The organism is Bacillus sp. FSL W8-0519, assembly GCF_038005585.1.
GTDB classification, from domain to species: Bacteria; Bacillota; Bacilli; order Bacillales; family Bacillaceae_G; genus Bacillus_A; species Bacillus_A paranthracis.
The window spans coordinates 5,144,515-5,163,458 of sequence record NZ_JBBOTL010000001.1 but is presented as its reverse complement, the minus strand read 5'-3'; the positions used below and the strand labels follow the sequence as shown (position 1 = coordinate 5,163,458).

At 38.4% G+C, this 18,944-nt stretch carries 21 protein-coding genes; 19 read left to right on the top strand and 2 right to left on the bottom strand.

Annotated elements, in window-relative coordinates; genetic code table 11:
- The first annotated feature begins 45 nt into the window (after positions 1-45).
- The 3 genes from NST14_RS27155 to pyrG all read left to right on the top strand — a co-directional run bounded on the left by NST14_RS27155 (position 46) and on the right by pyrG (position 3,228).
- Positions 46-675 (top strand): TetR/AcrR family transcriptional regulator, encoded by a 630-nt coding sequence (locus tag NST14_RS27155; RefSeq protein ID WP_000238604.1) that lies wholly within the window; start codon positions 46-48, stop codon positions 673-675.
- Positions 676-829: 154 nt separating this feature from the next.
- On the top strand, positions 830-1,363 hold the full coding sequence (gene rpoE / locus NST14_RS27150; protein ID WP_000346283.1) for a DNA-directed RNA polymerase subunit delta: 534 nt from the start codon (positions 830-832) through the stop codon (positions 1,361-1,363).
- A 257-nt stretch (positions 1,364-1,620) separates the two neighbouring features.
- A complete protein-coding gene (gene pyrG / locus NST14_RS27145; protein WP_000170454.1) occupies positions 1,621-3,228 on the top strand; it encodes a CTP synthase in 1,608 nt (535 codons plus the stop codon).
- A 30-nt stretch (positions 3,229-3,258) separates the two neighbouring features.
- On the opposite strand, the gene NST14_RS27140 is transcribed toward pyrG, so the two are convergent.
- A complete protein-coding gene (locus NST14_RS27140) occupies positions 3,259-3,783 on the bottom strand; it encodes a DUF2529 domain-containing protein (protein ID WP_000912421.1) in 525 nt (174 codons plus the stop codon).
- Between the two features lie 201 nt (positions 3,784-3,984).
- On the opposite strand from NST14_RS27140, the gene spo0F reads away from it, so the two are divergent.
- From spo0F to NST14_RS27060, 16 genes are all read left to right on the top strand, one after another.
- Positions 3,985-4,353 carry a sporulation initiation phosphotransferase Spo0F gene (gene spo0F, locus NST14_RS27135; RefSeq protein WP_000398594.1) on the top strand — a complete coding sequence of 123 codons (369 nt, stop codon included), beginning with the start codon at positions 3,985-3,987 and terminating at the stop codon, positions 4,351-4,353.
- A 210-nt stretch (positions 4,354-4,563) separates the two neighbouring features.
- The gene (locus NST14_RS27130; protein ID WP_001131850.1) at positions 4,564-5,421 is read left to right on the top strand and encodes a class II fructose-bisphosphate aldolase; all 858 of its coding nucleotides are present in this window, start codon (positions 4,564-4,566) and stop codon (positions 5,419-5,421) included.
- Positions 5,422-5,753: 332 nt separating this feature from the next.
- Complete coding sequence (gene murA, locus NST14_RS27125; protein WP_000413260.1) at positions 5,754-7,043, top strand: UDP-N-acetylglucosamine 1-carboxyvinyltransferase; 1,290 nt, start codon at positions 5,754-5,756, stop codon at positions 7,041-7,043.
- 116 nt (positions 7,044-7,159) lie between these two features.
- Entirely contained in the window at positions 7,160-8,125 is a 966-nt protein-coding gene (glpX, locus tag NST14_RS27120) for a class II fructose-bisphosphatase (protein WP_000442336.1), read from the top strand.
- Positions 8,126-8,442: 317 nt separating this feature from the next.
- On the top strand, positions 8,443-9,714 hold the full coding sequence (rho, locus tag NST14_RS27115; RefSeq protein WP_001053898.1) for a transcription termination factor Rho: 1,272 nt from the start codon (positions 8,443-8,445) through the stop codon (positions 9,712-9,714).
- 614 nt (positions 9,715-10,328) lie between these two features.
- A complete protein-coding gene (locus NST14_RS27110; protein ID WP_000643437.1) occupies positions 10,329-10,574 on the top strand; it encodes a type B 50S ribosomal protein L31 in 246 nt (81 codons plus the stop codon).
- A gap of 108 nt (positions 10,575-10,682) precedes the next feature.
- Positions 10,683-11,270 carry a thymidine kinase gene (locus tag NST14_RS27105; RefSeq protein WP_000280862.1) on the top strand — a complete coding sequence of 196 codons (588 nt, stop codon included), beginning with the start codon at positions 10,683-10,685 and terminating at the stop codon, positions 11,268-11,270.
- 268 nt (positions 11,271-11,538) lie between these two features.
- Positions 11,539-12,606: a peptide chain release factor 1 gene (gene prfA / locus NST14_RS27100; protein WP_000887065.1), complete on the top strand. Its 1,068-nt coding sequence runs from the start codon at positions 11,539-11,541 to the stop codon at positions 12,604-12,606.
- Positions 12,606-13,457, top strand: a complete 852-nt coding sequence (gene prmC / locus NST14_RS27095) for a peptide chain release factor N(5)-glutamine methyltransferase (RefSeq protein WP_229143195.1) — start codon at positions 12,606-12,608, stop codon at positions 13,455-13,457. Before prfA ends, prmC begins: the two co-directional genes overlap by 1 nt.
- 113 nt (positions 13,458-13,570) lie before the next feature.
- A complete protein-coding gene (gene spoIIR / locus NST14_RS27090) occupies positions 13,571-14,437 on the top strand; it encodes a stage II sporulation protein R (RefSeq protein WP_002163457.1) in 867 nt (288 codons plus the stop codon).
- 49 nt (positions 14,438-14,486) lie between these two features.
- Positions 14,487-14,945 carry a mechanosensitive ion channel protein gene (locus NST14_RS27085; RefSeq protein ID WP_000758435.1) on the top strand — a complete coding sequence of 153 codons (459 nt, stop codon included), beginning with the start codon at positions 14,487-14,489 and terminating at the stop codon, positions 14,943-14,945.
- Positions 14,946-15,053: 108 nt separating this feature from the next.
- Positions 15,054-16,094, top strand: a complete 1,041-nt coding sequence (locus NST14_RS27080) for an L-threonylcarbamoyladenylate synthase (RefSeq protein WP_000557347.1) — start codon at positions 15,054-15,056, stop codon at positions 16,092-16,094.
- A gap of 77 nt (positions 16,095-16,171) precedes the next feature.
- The gene (locus tag NST14_RS27075; protein WP_000142468.1) at positions 16,172-16,720 is read left to right on the top strand and encodes a manganese efflux pump MntP; all 549 of its coding nucleotides are present in this window, start codon (positions 16,172-16,174) and stop codon (positions 16,718-16,720) included.
- Positions 16,721-16,738: 18 nt separating this feature from the next.
- Positions 16,739-16,870: a hypothetical protein gene (locus NST14_RS27070; RefSeq protein ID WP_001037628.1), complete on the top strand. Its 132-nt coding sequence runs from the start codon at positions 16,739-16,741 to the stop codon at positions 16,868-16,870.
- An 81-nt stretch (positions 16,871-16,951) separates the two neighbouring features.
- Entirely contained in the window at positions 16,952-17,227 is a 276-nt protein-coding gene (locus NST14_RS27065; RefSeq protein WP_000197468.1) for a DUF3935 domain-containing protein, read from the top strand.
- 10 nt (positions 17,228-17,237) lie between these two features.
- Entirely contained in the window at positions 17,238-17,753 is a 516-nt protein-coding gene (locus NST14_RS27060; RefSeq protein ID WP_229143194.1) for a DIP1984 family protein, read from the top strand.
- 510 nt (positions 17,754-18,263) lie between these two features.
- Here the strand turns inward: NST14_RS27060 and NST14_RS27055 are convergent.
- Complete coding sequence (locus NST14_RS27055; protein ID WP_000949039.1) at positions 18,264-18,875, bottom strand: flavin reductase family protein; 612 nt, start codon at positions 18,873-18,875, stop codon at positions 18,264-18,266.
- Positions 18,876-18,944 lie beyond the last annotated feature (69 nt).

Below are 18,944 nucleotides of genomic sequence, written 5' to 3'. Positions count from 1 at the left end.
TTCCTACGCTTTTTCCTTCCAAAAAATAATAGAGAGGTGAAGGGGATGGTTAAACATAATGTGCATGCATCAGTGAAAGATGAAAAATTAGTTGCGTTAAGGCGTGAACAAATGATTAAAGGTGCAGTACAACTGTTTAAACAAAAAGGATTTCCGCGTACAACAACGAGAGAGATTGCAAAGGCAGCTGGATTTAGTATTGGAACGCTTTATGAATACATTCGTACAAAAGATGATGTTTTGTATTTAGTTTGTGATAGTATTTATGAACATGTAAAAGAAAGATTAGAGGAAGTAGTTTGTACGGAAAAAGGAAGTGTAGAAAGTTTAAAGATAGCAATAACGAATTATTTTAAAGTGATGGACGAATTGCAGGAAGAAGTATTAATAATGTATCAAGAGGTACGCTTTTTACCGAAAGAATCACTCCCGTACGTATTAGAAAAGGAGTTTCAAATGGTAGGAATGTTTGAGAATATTTTAGAACAGTGTACGGAAAACGGAACATTTACATTAAATAAAAAAGAAATACAGCTTCTTGCGCATAATATTTTTATACAAGGACAGATGTGGGGATTTCGACGTTGGGCGTTGCAAAAGCTATATACGCTCGAGGAATATACAGACATGCAAATTAGGTATGTATTACAAGGGGCCCATATGCTTCCGAAATAAGGAATGCACAAATTATAATTTTACTACCCTATAAAAGTTTCCCGTTTTTTTTGTAGCATATTTGTGCGACTTTTGTTTATAATGAATAGTATGGATTTTTTTAAGCAGGCCGTTATATATAAGGTTATATTTGATGAAAGGAAGTGCCGCATAAGTGGATTTTAAGCAATATTCACCAGAAGAGCTAAAAGAATGTTCAATGATTGAAGTTGTACATAGCGTTTTAGGGGATAAAAAACAAGCAACGACATTCAACGAGTTGGTTCAAGAAATCGCTCAAGTGCTGGGACTATCTCAAGAGCAAGTTAATGCGAAGATCGCACAATTTTATACAGACTTAAACATCGATGGACGTTTCATTAATTTAGGAGAAAATCGTTGGGGATTACGTAGCTGGTACCCATATGAGCAAATTGATGAAGAAATCTTGCCTCAACCAAAACCGAAGAAGAAACGTAAAGTTGAAGAAGACGGTTTTGACGACTACATTGAAGAAGATGAAGATGACTTTGATGATGTAGACGGAAATGAAGACGAAGATGATGATGTAGAAGATTTGGACAAGGTTCTTGAAGACGAAGACGGAGACGACGATGATCTTGATGATTTAGAGGACGATGAAGATGACTTCGCTGAAGAAGAACTTGAGTATGATGAAACTGAAGAAGAAGAAGAGGAAGAACTGTAGTTCTTGACTTTTCATTATCGTCCATGTAGAATCATTTTTGGGCTCTTTAAAAAAGGACGATAATACTTTTAAAGTGTAAATATAAAAGAAAATTGCTCCCTACTTATTACTTTATGTGATGAGGGGAGCAATTTTCTTTTTTGTTTTTTGTTTAGAAAATAAAAAGAGTCTAACAATAAGATGGATACAGTGTTATCTACATACGTTGCGCTTTGCAACGGTGATTATATAACAGCAAAATAGAAGGGAGCTTTTTCATGACTAAGTATATTTTTGTAACAGGCGGTGTAGTATCGTCTTTAGGTAAAGGTATTACAGCAGCATCTCTTGGAAGACTTTTAAAAAATCGTGGTTTAAACGTAACAATTCAAAAGTTTGATCCATACATTAACGTAGACCCAGGGACTATGAGCCCATACCAACACGGTGAGGTATTCGTAACAGATGATGGTGCAGAAACTGACTTAGACCTTGGTCACTATGAGCGTTTCATCGACATCAACTTAAACAAATACAGCAACGTAACAACAGGTAAAATTTACTCTTCAGTTCTTCAAAAAGAGCGTCGTGGTGAATACCTAGGAGGAACAGTTCAAGTTATTCCTCACATTACTAACGAAATTAAAGAGCGCGTATACCGTTCTGGTCGCGAAACAAACGCGGACGTTGTTATTACAGAAATCGGTGGAACTGTTGGTGACATCGAGTCTCTACCATTCTTAGAAGCAATCCGTCAAATTAAGAGCGACATCGGTCGTGACAATGTAATGTACATTCACTGTACGTTAATCCCGTACTTAAAAGCAGCGGGTGAAATGAAAACAAAACCAACGCAACATAGCGTTAAAGAGCTTCGCAGTTTAGGTATTCAACCAAATATTATCGTTGTTCGTACAGAAATGCCTGTTTCTCAAGATATGAAAGACAAGCTTGCATTATTCTGTGACATTGATACAAAAGCAGTTATTGAAGCACGCGATGCAGATACTTTATATGCAGTTCCATTATCTCTTCAAGAGCAAAATATGGACCAAATCGTTTGCGATCACTTAAAATTAGACAATCCAGCTGCAGATATGACAGAGTGGACTGCGCTAGTTGAAAAAGTGCGTAACCTTTCTAAGAAAACAAAAATCGCTCTTGTTGGTAAATACGTAGAGCTTCAAGATGCATACATTTCTGTTGTAGAAGCACTTCGTCATGCGGGTTACTCTTTCGACACAGATGTAGAAGTGAAATGGGTAAATGCTGAGCACGTAACAGCAGAGAACGTACAAGAATTAGTAGGAGACACAGATGGTATCCTTGTACCAGGTGGCTTCGGTGATCGTGGTGTAGAAGGTAAAATCGTTGCAATTCAATATGCTCGTGAAAACAAAGTTCCATTCCTAGGAATTTGCTTAGGTATGCAACTTGCATCAATCGAATTCGCACGTAACGTATTAGGATTAGAAGGAGCTAACTCTTCTGAAATCAATCCTGACACACCTTATGCAATCATCGACTTATTACCAGAACAAAAAGATGTAGAAGACTTAGGTGGTACACTTCGTCTTGGTCTATATCCATGTAAGCTTGCTGAAGAAACAAATGCATACAATGCTTACAATGAGCCGGTTGTATATGAGCGTCATCGTCATCGTTATGAGTTCAACAATCAATTCCGTCCGGATATGGAAAAAGAAGGATTTGTATTCTCTGGTACAAGCCCAGATGGCCGTCTAGTTGAAATCATTGAATTAAAAGATCACCCTTGGTTCGTGGCAGCACAGTTCCACCCAGAACTTGTTTCTCGTCCAAACCGTCCACAGCCATTGTTCCATGACTTCGTAAAAGCTTCTATTACGAATAAAGAGAGCAAGTAATAAAAAAGCGCCTGAAATAGGGCGCTTTTTTTAATATTCATTTAACATTTCATCGATTGTAAATTTGATTCCGTGATATGCAAATAAAGCTATCATTAAGCTTGGGAATCCGTAGCGATTACCTTCATCGTCTGGAATAAGCCCTTTTAACAGTTTTGTATCAATATGTACATCTGTATATTGTTCTAGTGATTCATTGCCTTCTTGAATAGCAGAGATGCCGACAATAGAGTGTCCATCTGCTTGCAGTTTTTTTGCTATTGCTACAACTTCTTCATCTGTTGAAAAACGGCTAATAAGAAGCACACGATCTGCAGAAGTTACTTCTACTTCTTTACCATTTTCAAAAAATCGTTTTGCTTGCTTCATTGGTTCAGCACCGAATAGTGCTTCAGCAACAACGCCCTCCATTTCATTTGTACCATGTAAATAAATGAAACCTTCGCCAACTAATGCTTGAGCAAGTAGACGGGCGCTATCTTCTATATTCATTTCCTCTTTTTGAGAAACTCTGGAGAAATAACCGCTTAATTGGGTTGAAAAAATTTTTAACATAATGTTACTCCCTTCGTACGTGTTTACCGGCTTTCATTATAGTTTATTTTTTTAGAAAGGTGAAATCGAAGGTGGCATAACAAAATAGGAAACGGTAAAATAAGAAAGAAATAGGAAGGAATTTGGTAAAGAATAGCGAAAATTAATCGTTAAGATATAAGAAGCTTTAAATCTTGTACTTACACAGAAAGGTTGGGAGTTATGGAAGGGAAAATTTTAATCGTTGATGATCAATATGGCATTCGTGTGTTATTACATGAAGTGTTCCAAAAAGAAGGTTATCAGACATTCCAAGCAGCGAATGGATTTCAAGCTTTAGATATCGTGAAAAAAGATAATCCAGATTTAGTTGTGTTAGATATGAAAATTCCAGGTATGGATGGTATAGAGATTTTAAAGCATGTAAAAGAAATTGATGAGAGTATTAAAGTGATTTTAATGACTGCTTATGGAGAGCTTGATATGATCCAAGAAGCAAAAGATTTAGGTGCTTTAATGCATTTTGCTAAACCATTTGATATTGATGAAATTCGTCAAGCGGTGAGAAATGAACTCGCTGTAGAGGCTTAAAAATGAATTTTTTATAAAAAATATGGAAAAAAGCGTTTACATGGACTATTGTGCAGGTGAATACGGTTGAGTTTTTGAGTACAAGTTGTTATCCTATTGAGTGTAGAAAAAAGTCCGGTATGTAGATATACATATTTTACCTTATTCTGGTCATACTACCAGCGATAAGAACTTATCGGATACAAAAAACGTTTTTTAGGAGGATTCACCATGCCTTTAGTTTCTATGAAAGAAATGCTAAACAAAGCACTAGAAGGAAAATACGCAGTTGGTCAATTCAACATGAACAACTTAGAGTGGACTCAAGCTATCTTAGCTGCTGCGGAAGAAGAAAAATCTCCTGTAATCCTAGGTGTATCTGAGGGTGCAGCTCGTCATATGACTGGTTTCAAAACAGTTGTAGCTATGGTTAAAGCTTTAATCGAAGAAATGAACATCACTGTTCCTGTAGCGATTCACCTTGACCATGGTTCAAGCTTCGAAAAATGTAAAGAAGCAATCGATGCAGGTTTCACATCTGTAATGATCGACGCTTCTCACCACCCATTCGAAGAAAACGTAGAAACTACTAAAAAAGTAGTAGAATACGCACACGCTCGTAACGTATCTGTTGAAGCTGAGCTTGGAACAGTTGGCGGACAAGAAGACGACGTAATCGCTGAAGGCGTAATTTACGCTGACCCAGCTGAGTGTAAGCACCTTGTTGAAGCAACAGGTATCGATTGCCTAGCTCCAGCTTTAGGTTCTGTACACGGTCCTTACAAAGGTGAGCCTAACTTAGGATTCGCTGAAATGGAACAAGTTCGTGACTTCACTGGCGTACCTTTAGTATTACACGGTGGTACTGGTATCCCAACTGCTGATATCGAAAAAGCTATCTCTTTAGGTACTTCAAAAATCAACGTAAACACTGAGAACCAAATTGAGTTTACAAAAGCTGTTCGTGAAGTATTAAACAAAGACCAAGAAGTTTACGATCCTCGTAAATTTATCGGACCTGGCCGCGACGCTATCAAAGCAACTGTTATTGGTAAAATTCGCGAATTCGGTTCTAACGGTAAAGCGTAAGAATAAAATTCCGTTTTGGAAACCGTCTACTCTTTTAGACGGTTTCCTTTCGTTGTATAATGAAAGCGTGAACAAGTCTAAAGATTTTATCATTTTGTTTTTGAAATAGAAAATAATGTGCATAGTCCTATTAATAAATGTGATAATGTATCTAAATTGATAAAGTAAATTCGATAAATAGTTAATCTTTATCTTTTTGTATTACAGGAGAAATGAAGATGATGGTTTCCTATTTATTGAGTGTTAGGGTGGAAAGAGTGATTGAGATTCTTAAGGGGGAGCTTTCTATAAAAATATAGAAAGTAAATACATTCACAAGAAGGGAGCTCAATATGGAAAAATTGCTAATTGAAGGCGGAAGAGCTTTAAATGGAACAATTCGTGTGAGTGGTGCAAAGAACAGCGCCGTTGCACTAATTCCAGCGACAATTTTAGCAGATACTCCAGTAACTATTGGTGGTGTCCCTAATATTTCGGACGTGAAAATGTTAGGAGACTTACTAGAGGAAATTGGAGGAAGAGTAACGTATGGACAGGAGGAAGAGATGGTAGTCGATCCTTCTAACATGGTTGCAATGCCTTTACCAAATGGAAAAGTGAAAAAATTGCGTGCTTCTTATTATTTAATGGGTGCGATGCTTGGCCGTTTTAAAAAAGCTGTTATTGGGCTTCCAGGTGGATGTCACTTAGGACCGAGGCCGATTGATCAGCACATTAAAGGATTTGAAGCGTTAGGTGCACATGTTACGAATGAACAAGGTGCTATCTATTTAAGAGCAGATGAACTACGAGGGGCACGTATTTATTTAGATGTTGTTAGTGTAGGAGCTACGATTAATATTATGCTAGCAGCTGTACGAGCGAAAGGTAGAACTGTTATTGAAAACGCAGCGAAAGAACCAGAGATTATTGATGTAGCTACATTGTTAACTAGCATGGGAGCACGCATTAAAGGTGCTGGTACAGATGTAATCCGAATTGATGGTGTGGATTCATTGCACGGTTGTCATCATACGATCATTCCAGATCGTATTGAAGCGGGTACGTATATGATTTTAGGTGCTGCGTCAGGAGGAGAAGTAACAGTTGATAATGTTATTCCTCAGCATTTGGAGTCAGTTACTGCAAAATTAAGAGAAGCTGGTGTCCAAGTTGAAACGAATGATGACCAGATTACAGTGAACGGTGATAGAAGATTAAAAGTAGTTGATATAAAAACGCTTGTATATCCAGGTTTCCCAACAGATTTACAACAGCCATTTACAACACTTTTAACAAAGGCGCATGGAACGGGTGTTGTAACGGATACGATTTATGGCGCACGTTTTAAACATATTGATGAATTACGTCGCATGAATGCGCAAATTAAAGTAGAAGGTCGGTCAGCTATCGTAACTGGTCCTGTTTTATTACAAGGTGCAAAAGTGAAAGCGAGTGATTTGCGAGCTGGAGCAGCTCTTGTTATTGCAGGATTGATGGCGGATGGAATTACAGAAGTAACCGGACTTGAGCATATTGATCGTGGCTATGAAAATATAGTAGACAAGCTTAAAGGGCTTGGTGCAAACATTTGGCGAGAACAAATGACAAAGCAAGAAATTGAAGAAATGAAGAACGCATAAGTGATACTTCCGCGAGGGGGAAGCGAAGCATCACTACTTGCGGAAGTACACTTTATAGAAAAACACGGTTCACAAAATACGGCAGAAATATAAAGACTTAAAGGAGAGGGATTATCGTGGAAAGAAGTTTATCTATGGAGTTAGTACGTGTAACAGAGGCTGCAGCTTTATCATCAGCGCGTTGGATGGGACGCGGGAAAAAGGATGAGGCAGACGGTGCAGCAACATCAGCTATGCGTGATGTATTTGATACAATTCCGATGAAAGGTACAGTTGTAATTGGTGAAGGTGAAATGGATGAAGCACCAATGCTATATATCGGAGAAAAATTAGGTACAGGATATGGTCCGCGTGTAGACGTTGCAGTTGATCCTTTAGAAGGGACAAACATTGTAGCAGCTGGTGGATGGAATGCTCTTGCTGTTATTGCAATTGCAGATCATGGTAATTTGTTACATGCTCCTGACATGTACATGGATAAAATCGCGGTTGGCCCAGAAGCAGTTGGGGCGGTCGATATTGATGCGCCTATTATCGATAACTTACGTGCAGTTGCGAAAGCGAAAAACAAAGATATTGAAGATGTTGTAGCGACAGTTTTAAACCGTCCACGTCATCAAGCAATTATTGAAGAAATTCGTAAAGCTGGTGCTCGCATTAAATTGATTAATGATGGAGACGTAGCTGGTGCAATCAACACCGCATTTGATCGTACAGGTGTAGATATTTTATTCGGCTCTGGTGGCGCGCCTGAGGGTGTGTTAGCAGCAGTTGCATTAAAATGTTTAGGTGGAGAAATTCACGGGAAATTATTACCACAAAACGAAGCTGAATTGGCGCGTTGCAAAAAGATGGGCATAGAAGACATCAACCGCATCCTTCGCATGGAGGACTTAGTAAAAGGTGACGATGCAATCTTCGCAGCAACAGGCGTAACAGACGGAGAACTACTACGCGGCGTTCAATTTAAAGGTAGCGTAGGAACAACACAATCCCTTGTTATGCGCGCAAAATCAGGCACAGTACGCTTCGTAGACGGACGTCACAGCTTAAATAAAAAACCGAACTTGGTTATTAAGTAAAAAGCGGAGGTGGCTTGCTCAGAAGGGGAAGGCATTGGAACTCCTGACGAAGAGGCGTTTTGTGCCTCGTAGGAAGAAGTGAAGCCACCGACCATTCTAGCTGCTGAAGCTGGATTAAATAAAAAGCGAAGACAAATTTTCTTGTCTTCGCTTCTTGTATTTGTGTTTCAACGTATTGATTAAAACTAGATAAAAGGGTTACAATAGTGAATATTACCCTACTTGAACTTATTGCCTTTCATTATTAATTATTTGCCTTCCGTATTTTTTCCCTTTACCCATGTGAAAAGAGAATAACGTTAAAGTGTGGTGTCTGAATGAATTTGTCAATTGCAGCATTAGAAAACATGAAATTAAAAGAGTTATACGAGCTTGCGAAAGAATTTAAAATTTCGTATTATAGCAAATTAACGAAAAAAGAGTTAATCTTCGCCATTTTAAAAGCTCGAGCAGAAAAAGAAGGTTTCTTCTTCATGGAAGGCGTATTAGAAATTATTCAATCAGAAGGATTTGGATTCCTACGTCCTATCAACTACTCTCCAAGCTCAGAAGATATTTATATCTCAGCTTCGCAAATCCGTCGTTTCGATTTACGTAATGGAGATAAGGTTTCTGGTAAAGTACGACCTCCGAAAGAAAATGAACGCTACTTTGGGTTATTACAAGTTGAAGCTGTAAACGGAGATGATCCAGAGTCAGCAAAAGAGCGTGTGCATTTCCCTGCATTAACACCATTATACCCAGATCGCCAAATGAAATTGGAAACGGAACCGAAAAAGTTACCGACACGCATCATGGATTTAATTGCACCAGTTGGATTTGGACAACGTGGTTTAATTGTCGCGCCTCCAAAGGCTGGTAAAACTAGTCTATTAAAAGAAATCGCACACAGTGTTACAACAAATCATCCGGAAGCTGAATTAATTGTCCTTTTAATTGATGAGCGTCCAGAGGAAGTAACAGATATTGAACGTTCTGTTAAAGGAGATGTTGTAAGCTCTACTTTTGATGAAGTACCAGAAAATCATATTAAAGTAGCAGAACTTGTGTTAGAACGTGCAATGCGTCTTGTAGAGCACAAAAAAGATGTTATCATTTTAATGGATAGTATTACCCGTTTAGCGCGAGCTTACAACCTTGTTATTCCGCCAAGTGGTAGAACATTATCGGGTGGTATCGACCCAGCTGCCTTCCATAGACCGAAGCGTTTCTTTGGAGCTGCACGTAATATCGAAGAAGGCGGTAGCTTAACAATTTTAGCAACAGCTCTTGTTGATACAGGATCTCGTATGGACGATGTAATTTACGAAGAATTTAAAGGAACTGGAAATATGGAACTTCATTTAGATCGTTCATTAGCTGAGCGTCGTATCTTCCCGGCAATTGATATTCGCCGTTCTGGTACACGTAAAGAGGATCTATTAATTCCGAAAGAACATTTAGACAAACTATGGGGTATTCGTAAAACAATGCGTGATACACCAGACTTTGTTGAAGGTTTCTTACGTAAACTTCGTCAAACAAAGACAAATGAAGAATTTTTACAAAACATTGTTGCAGATTCGAAAAGATATGTAACAACGAAGTAAAGGGAAAAGATTGGGACTCGCTTATTTTATGGTAAGCGAGTTTTTTATGTTTTTTAGGTGATCTTAAAGAGAGATGAGCGGCCTCCATTTTAAGATAATATCCAGCTTCAGCGGCTAGAATCTCCGGTCATTTCACTCTCTCGCTCGAAGCAAAAAGCGCTTCAAGGTCGAGAGTTCCAAATAGCCTGCGATTCTGAGCGAGCCGCTTCTGCTTTTAAATGATATCCAGTTCCGGTGGCTAGCTCTTCGCATCTAAGAACCTTCCGCCCGAAAGGTAAAAAGCACCTTTAGGGCGAAAGAACCTTAGCTGGTCAGAGCTGAGCGAGCCCCCTCCACTTTAAAGATAATATCCAGCTTCAGCGGCTAGAATGGTCGGTGGCTTCGCGTCTTCCTACGAGGCAAAAAGCGCCTCTACGTCAGAAGCTCCATCCCCCTCCCATTCTGAACGAGCCGCTTCTGCTTTTAAAATTAAAAAGACAAAAACAGGTAGTTGCAAAATGAAGTTAGCCTTGTTATAATTTCATCATATGTGTTTCATCAATATAGTTGTGTATGCAGCTGAAGATGAAAAACTCTGTTTCGAAAATGATTCAGGGCGGAAGGAGATGAAAAGAATGAAAGCAGGAATTCACCCAGATTACAAGAAAGTTGTATTCATGGACACAAACACAGGCTTCAAATTCTTAAGCGGATCTACTAGAGGATCTAACGAAACTGTTGAGTGGGAAGATGGTAACACTTATCCATTACTAAAAGTTGAGATCAGTTCTGATTCTCACCCATTCTACACTGGACGTCAGAAGTTTGCTACTGCAGACGGACGCGTTGACCGCTTCAATAAGAAATACGGTCTTAAGTAATAAAAACATAAAACAGGCAAGTGTATCTATTCGCTTGTCTGTTTTTTTTGCGAAAATATTATACCTTTACCCTACTTTTAATTAAAAAGTAGATGAAAGGAGAGCTTCATGTACTTAATAAATCAGAACGGTTGGATTGAAGTGATTTGCGGTAGTATGTTTTCTGGTAAATCAGAAGAGCTTATCCGCCGTGTGCGTCGTACGCAATTTGCGAAACAACATGCAATTGTATTTAAACCATGTATTGATAATCGCTATAGTGAAGAAGACGTTGTATCACATAACGGATTAAAGGTAAAAGCAGTTCCTGTTTCAGCTTCAAAAGATATATTTGAACATATCACTGAAGAAATGGATGTAATTGCAATCGATGAGGTGCAATTCTTTGATGGGGACATTGTGGAAGTGGTGCAAGTATTGGCAAATCGTGGCTATCGTGTCATTGTAGCTGGTTTAGACCAAGATTTCCGTGGTCTACCATTTGGACAAGTTCCTCAGCTGATGGCGATTGCTGAACATGTAACAAAACTACAAGCAGTATGTTCTGCATGTGGATCTCCGGCAAGTCGTACACAACGATTAATTGATGGAGAACCAGCGGCATTTGATGATCCGATTATTTTAGTTGGTGCTTCAGAATCGTATGAACCACGCTGTCGTCATTGTCATGCAGTTCCTACAAACAAAGATAAGTAAAACTCGCTGCGCAAGGCGGGTTTTTTTCAGAATAGAGAGTGTGAGTGGTGTGAGCCACTTGCGCTTTAAGCTGTAATATCTAGCTCCAGCGGCTAGAATCTCCGGCCATTTCACTCTCTCGCTTGAAGCAAAAAGCGCTTCAAGGTCGAGAGTTCCAATGGCCTGCGATTCTGAGCAAGCCGCTTACGCTTTTAAATATAATTTGCGTTTTTTTGAGTAAGTACCATATACTATTTGTATTAGATACTAGGATGTAGAGGTGAATGATGTGTTAGATCGTTTGCAAGCTGTAGAAAATCGTTATGAGAAGTTAAATGAATTGCTAAGCGACCCAGCAATTATTAGTGATTCAAATAAGCTTCGTGAATATTCAAAGGAACAGTCTGATATACAGGAAACGGTAGAGGTGTATCGTGAGTATAAGGATGTTCGTGAGCAATTAAAAGATGCGAAAGCAATGTTAGAAGATAAGTTAGACGCAGAAATGCGTGAAATGGTAAAAGAAGAGGTTTCTGAGTTAGAATCACAAGAAAAAACATTATCAGAGCGTCTGAAAATTTTACTTGTACCAAAAGACCCTAACGATGATAAGAACGTTATCGTTGAGGTTCGTGGAGCTGCTGGTGGCGACGAGGCCGCTTTATTTGCTGGTGACTTATATCGTATGTATAGCCGTTATGCTGAGGTGCAAGGTTGGAAAACGGAGATTATCGAGGCTAGCTATACAGAGTTAGGTGGATATAAAGAGATTATCTTTATGATTAACGGTAAAGGTGCTTTCGCGAAGCTGAAATTCGAGAATGGCGCTCACCGTGTACAACGTGTTCCTGAAACGGAATCTGGTGGACGTATCCATACATCTACAGCAACTGTAGCTGTATTACCAGAGGCAGAAGAAGTAGAAATTGATATTCATGAGAAAGATGTTCGTGTTGATACATTCGCTTCTAGTGGACCTGGTGGACAGAGCGTTAATACAACGATGTCAGCGGTACGTTTAACGCATTTACCGACTGGTGTAGTTGTATCATGTCAGGATGAGAAATCACAAATTAAGAATAAAGAAAAAGCGATGAAAGTATTACGCGCACGTGTTTATGATAAGTTTAGACAAGAAGCACAAGCTGAGTATGATCAAAACCGTAAACAAGCTGTTGGTACGGGTGATCGTTCAGAGCGTATTCGTACGTATAACTTCCCGCAAAACCGTGTTACAGACCATCGAATCGGTTTAACGATTCAAAAGTTAGATCAAATCTTACAAGGTAAGTTAGATGATTTCATCAATGCCTTAGTAATGGAAGATCAGGCTCAAAGGATGGAGGCAGCTGAGTAATGCGTGTCTATGAAGCCCTGAAATGGGCTTCTTCTTTTTTACAGGAGAATGGACGAGATGAAAATGCGGGAGAAATTGTCCTTTGTCATGTATTAAAGACGAATAGAACAGGATTATTGATGAACATGCGTGAAGAAATAACTGCGGAACAAGAAAAAAGTTTTACAGAGTTTATCCACAAGCATGTAGAAGGTATTCCTATTCAATATATGATTGGTCATGAAATGTTTTATGGAAGATCGTTCTTTGTGAATGAAGAAGTATTAATACCAAGACCAGAAACAGAAGAGCTTATAGTAGGAGTGTTAGAAAGAATCGAGCGTCATTTTGGTGATGAGAAAATACATGTAGCAGATATTGGTACAGGTAGCGGAGCAATTTCGATTACACTTGCTTTAGAAAATAAAAATCTTCATGTGTATACGGTAGATATTGCGCAGGAGTCGATTGAAGTTGCAAAAGAAAATGCGAAAACTTTGGGCGCAGAAGTAACGTTCTATCATGGTGATTTATTATCACCATTTTATGAAACGGGTCAAAAGTTAGATGTTGTTGTTTCAAATCCTCCATATATACCGGAAGAAGATTGGCGTGGTCTTTCTCCAGTGGTGAAAGAGCATGAGCCAAAGAGAGCGCTTGTTGGTGGTGAAGACGGATTAGATTTCTATCGCCGCTTTATGGAAGAGTTGCCGAATGTGTTGCAGAAGAAAGCAATTGTCGCATTTGAAATTGGAGTAGGGCAAGGTGAGGACGTGAAAGGGCTGTTACAACAAGTATTTCCACATGCTCATGTTGAGGTTGTTTTTGATATTAATGGAAAAGATCGTATGGTATTTGCGGAGATGGAGTAAGGTTTACACCTTACTCTATTTTTTTTGTGGAAAAATTCATATAGATTTTGAATTTAATAGTTTAGAAAGATGAAAGTCTGTCCACACTGTTTGTAGAAGGGACGGTGGAGGAAATGAAAAAACAAGTTATTGCTTATCTTCTTCTATTATTAATTGGTGCACAGTTACTTGTGCAGTTTGGATATATGAAAGCTGATGCGAAAGGGCCTTCAGTTATTCCGAAAGAGGCCGTTCGATTACGGATTTTAGCAAATAGTGATTCAGATAAAGACCAGGCGTTAAAGCGCAAAGTGCGTGATGAAGTAAAAGCACAAATTGATGGATGGGTAGCTGATTTAACTTCATTTGAAGAGGCACGCAAGGTCATTCAAAGTCATATTCCAGAAATCGAAAAAACAGTAGCAAATACGTTGAAAAAAGAAGGAAGTAAAGATTCATTTCAAGTGAAATTCAGTAAAAATGTAAAGTTTCCTACAAAGGTATATGGGAATTTTATTTATCCGGCAGGGGAATATGAAGCAGTCTTAATTACAATTGGGGAAGGTGAAGGGGCAAACTGGTGGTGTGTACTATTTCCACCAATGTGTTTCTTAGATTTTTCAAGTGGTACAGCTGTAAGGAAAGAAGAACATGTTGTGAAGGCTGAATCTCCTGAAGAGGAGCAAGTGAAACAAATAGATGATGAAGAAGTAGTAAATGCAGAAGAGAAAAAAGGGGATGAGGTGAAAGAAAAGAAAGTTGTAAAGCAGGAAGTCGCAAAAAAAGTAACAGCTTCTGAAAAAAAAGTAGTAAAAAATGAAACGAAAGTAGAAGAACAACCTGCAAGTAAAGAGGAAACAAAAACTGTGGAAAAAGTGGAGAAACCTGTGGAACAAAAACAAGAAAAGCGAAATGAGTATGTAAAAGTAGAAGAGGAAGAAGAAAAGCCGGAAGTTAAGTTATTTATTGTAGAAGCTTTTACATCTTTATTCTCTAAATAGTACTATTCGTAAATCCCTTCTCATATATAAAAAAGAGGAGGGATTTATTATGAAGAAGGTATATTTTGCGACGAAAGCAGATGTGGAAAGATTGCATTCTTTTTTCGGACAAGCTAATAAAAAAGATGATAAAATAAATGAGTTGTACGCACAGTTTATGATTTTGGAAGAGGCGGAAGAAATACGGGCAGTCATTGGATATGAACAAAGTGAAGAAAACGCACTTATTCGTTCTTGTTTATTCACACCTAATGTGGATAAACAGACTTTCTTATATTTTTTTGAAATGTTTTTGCAGTATATGAAAGAAAAAAATATTCGACAATTGTACTTACTAACAAATCATCCACAATCTATAACGATCTTTCAGTTTTTTGACTTTGTTACGATAGAGAAAGAGAACGTACCAGAGGGAATTCGACAGTTAGAACACTTTTGTAAAAATATAAAAGAGCCAAATGCAATAATACTAAATTGTCAGCTATTCACAAAGTTATCCACGGATTAATTAGGTTTATCCACATTTTGTGGATAAACCTTGTTTGTCTTTTGGATAAATCTCATAGTAAACTAAAAATAGACAAGTATTTCAGGGTAGAAAAGGACGTGGGAAAAAATGCATACAAATATGTGGGTTGTGGATAATGTTGTGGAAAGAAAAAAATATTATCCACAGTTACAAGAAGCAGCAAAATTATTAAGGGAAAATGAGGCGATTGCCTTCCCTACAGAAACGGTATATGGACTAGGTGCAAACGCGATGAATGATGAAGCGATTGCGAAAATTTTTGAAGCGAAAGGAAGACCGAGTGATAATCCACTTATTGTCCACATCGGTACAAAATCGCAGTTAGATGGTATTGTGAAGGAAATTCCGCCAGTTGCAGAACAGTTAATGGAGCATTTTTGGCCGGGCCCTTTAACAATTATTTTACCTAGAAAAGAAGGGATTTCAGAGAAGGTAACGGCAGGACTTAATACGGTTGGAGTAAGAATGCCTGATCATCCGGTAGCTCTTGCTCTTATTGAAGAGGCAAATGTACCTGTTGCAGCACCTAGTGCAAATCGTTCAGGTCGTCCAAGTCCGACGTTAGCATCTCACGTATATGAAGATTTAAATGAGAAAATCGCAGGTATTGTAGATGGTGGTGCAACAGGAGTCGGTGTTGAATCGACTGTAATTGATTGTACGAGCGCTGTTCCAACGATATTACGCCCAGGTGGAATTACGAAAGAACAATTGGAAGCGGTGATTGGCACGGTTTCTTTAGATCCGGCTCTAAAGGATGAGAAGGAAAAACCGAAATCACCTGGAATGAAATATACACATTATGCACCGAAAGCGCCGCTAAGTATTGTTGAAGGTTCACGTGAATTTATTCAGCTTATTGTGGATAAGAAAAAGGAAGAAGGATTCAAAGTCGGTGTATTAACGACAGAAGAGTATCAGCATGTATATAGCGCGGATGTTGTATTATCTTGTGGTGTTCGAAGTGATTTAGCTAGCGTTGCGACTAAATTATATGATGTACTTAGAACATTTGATGCAAGTGAAGTGGATGTTATTTTTAGTGAATCATTCCCGAATGAAGGAATAGGGAATGCCATTATGAATCGTTTAACAAAAGCGGCAGGACATCAAATTATTACTGAATGATAAGGTACGATTAGCAAACAGAATATTTCTCCTCGGATAAGCATATTGTGAAGTAGCACGTCCGAGGAGGGACATGAATGACGTTTGAACAGCTAATACCTTTAATAATTATGGCGTTCGCCTTAGGGATGGATGCATTTTCGGTGAGTCTTGGTATGGGAATGATGGCCTTAAAGATAAGACAGATCCTGTATATCGGTGTGACGATAGGGATATTTCATATTATCATGCCATTTATTGGGATGGTATTAGGTCGTTTTTTATCAGAGCAGTATGGAGACATTGCACATTTTGCAGGTGCTATTTTATTAATAGGACTAGGATTTTATATTGTGTATTCCTCTATTTTAGAGAATGAAGAGACTAGAACAGCCCCTATTGGAATTAGTTTATTCGTATTTGCATTTGGTGTTAGTATAGATAGTTTTTCAGTAGGGCTTAGTCTTGGTATTTACGGAGCACAGACAGTTATTACGATATTACTCTTTGGATTTATTAGTATGTTATTAGCGTGGACTGGTTTATTCATTGGTAGGCATGCGAAAGGTATGCTCGGTACATATGGTGAGATAGTAGGTGGTATCATTTTGGTTGGATTTGGATTATATCTCCTTTTTCCTATATAATTTTAGGGGGAGGGCGTTATGAACAAATTATTGGAATGGTATATTCGATTTGTAACTTTTTTTCCGAGATGGTTACGACTACTTGTTATTTGGGGTATTATTTTACAAATTTCAATTTTAGGTTGGATTAAATTAATTCGCGAATGGTAAGATAGTTCCTTTCTGTGCATAGTTTTGTTTGTACTATACTGATTGCGCTAAAAAATTAAACATATAGAAAGGATGAGATGGATGACGAGATTGAAGCAAGTTTTTGGTATTATTATTAGTTTTTTTGTTTTTTGGTTTAGTATGCTCGGTGTACAAATGTTTGCTGAGTTTTTAGATATTGAGTCATTGAAGTTTGTTGCGGGGAAAACGGAGGCAGCGCGTGCCTTTTATTCTCCGTATCCATTTATAATTGTTTTTCTTATTACATTGCTTTCCCTATATTTCTTAGTCATTAAGCTTGGGAAACCGAAAAAAGAGAAAGTACCTACTTTAGAGGAGCAGAAAGAAGAGATATAAGGGGGATACTATGTCTAACATTTCTTTGGCAGAAGCTGTAAAATTAAAAAGTGTATTATCGAAAAGAATACATGAATTAGAAGAAGAGATGAACCAAATTGGATTTGTTGAAATTGAAAAAGGTGATACACTTCCAAAACAGACGCGTACATTGGTACAAGTTGAACAGGAGCTAGATGAAGTTCGCGCTGATTTTCGTCTTTTAGATAAATTAATGTATGAAGCAAATATCCGAAATGAAGTGAATTTCAACGGAGAGAATATAACGATTGTTGAAGCGATAGAACTTGCAACGCAGTTACGTGCAAAAGCTCGAAAGTGTAAAGAGTTTGGCGTGAGTAAGAAAGAAGAACATGTATATTCGTACGGTGAAACATCGTCGCTTGTAAAAGTAGCCATGTTTGATCCTGAAGTATATCGTGTAAAAGGTTTAGAGTTAGAGAGACAAGCTAATAGGTTATCTAACTTAATTAATGTGAAAAACTACGCCATTGAACTAGACTTTGATGGTGAAAAATACTTTTAAACCTTGAAGTGGTGAGACTCCGCTTCAAGGCATAGAAGAAGACCACTTTTGTAAAAATGAGATTTGTGATGGCCAAAGGACAACCAATCATCCAATAACCAATCACACTGTTACTTTTTACCGATGACCAATAATGGGAAAAGAGGTCGATGACCAATAATGAAAAATTATTTTTCTTCTTCTATGAAAAGGGTGTACCAAATTAATTTGGTACACCCTTTTATATTATTGTTACTTCTATTCTGAACGAGCTGTTTTCGCTTTTAGTTGTTATCCAGCTCCAGCGGCTAGAATGGTCGGTGGCTTCGCGTCTTCCTGCGAGGCAAAAGGCGCCTCTACGTCAGAAGCACCATCCTCCTCCCATTCTGAACGAGCCGCTTCCGCTTTTAGTTGTTATCCAGCTCCAGCGGCTAGAATCTCCGGTCATTTCGCTCTCTCGCATGAAGCAAAAAGCGCTTCATGCGAGAGAGTTCCAAATAGCCTGCGATTCTGAGTGAGCCGCTTCCGCTTTTAGATTGGCCTCACTAATTCAAATTGTTCTCCTAGTTTTGCGTAGTTGTGTCCTGCTAGGCGGCTTACTGGTTTTAGTCCTTCGGCATGAATGCGTCCTTTTTCGTATAGGTGTTCTGCGACGTGGAAGCGAACGACGCGTCCGATTAGTAAATCGCAAGCTGGTGAGTCTTCTGTTCCGCCAAGGGGGATTGCGCGTTCTAGTACGCATTCCATTCGAATATTTGCTTCTTTTACACCTGGAACGGAGATGACATCACTTTCAATTGGTGTTAATTTTGCTAATTCAATTTCACTTTCATTTGGAGGGAGATTTGCTGCTGTTTCGTTAATTGCCGCTACATATGATTCATCAGAGATATGTACAACAAATTCTCCTTTTTCAATTGCGTTTCGAGAAGTGTCTTTTCTTTCTCCAGCTTTTCGTTGTACAGAAACTGAGATAAGTGGCGGATTAGCAGCAACAATATTGAAATAACTATATGGTGCTCCATTTAATACGCCGTCTTTTGTTACAGAAGTAACGAATGCGACAGGGCGTGGAATAATACTTCCTGTAAGTAATTTGTAATTCTCTTTTTCCGATTGTTCATTTGGATTAATGGATAACATGATTGAAATCCCCTTTCTAAATATGACGACTTATTGTTTGTTTACAAGATGTTAGTGGAAAACTCCTGC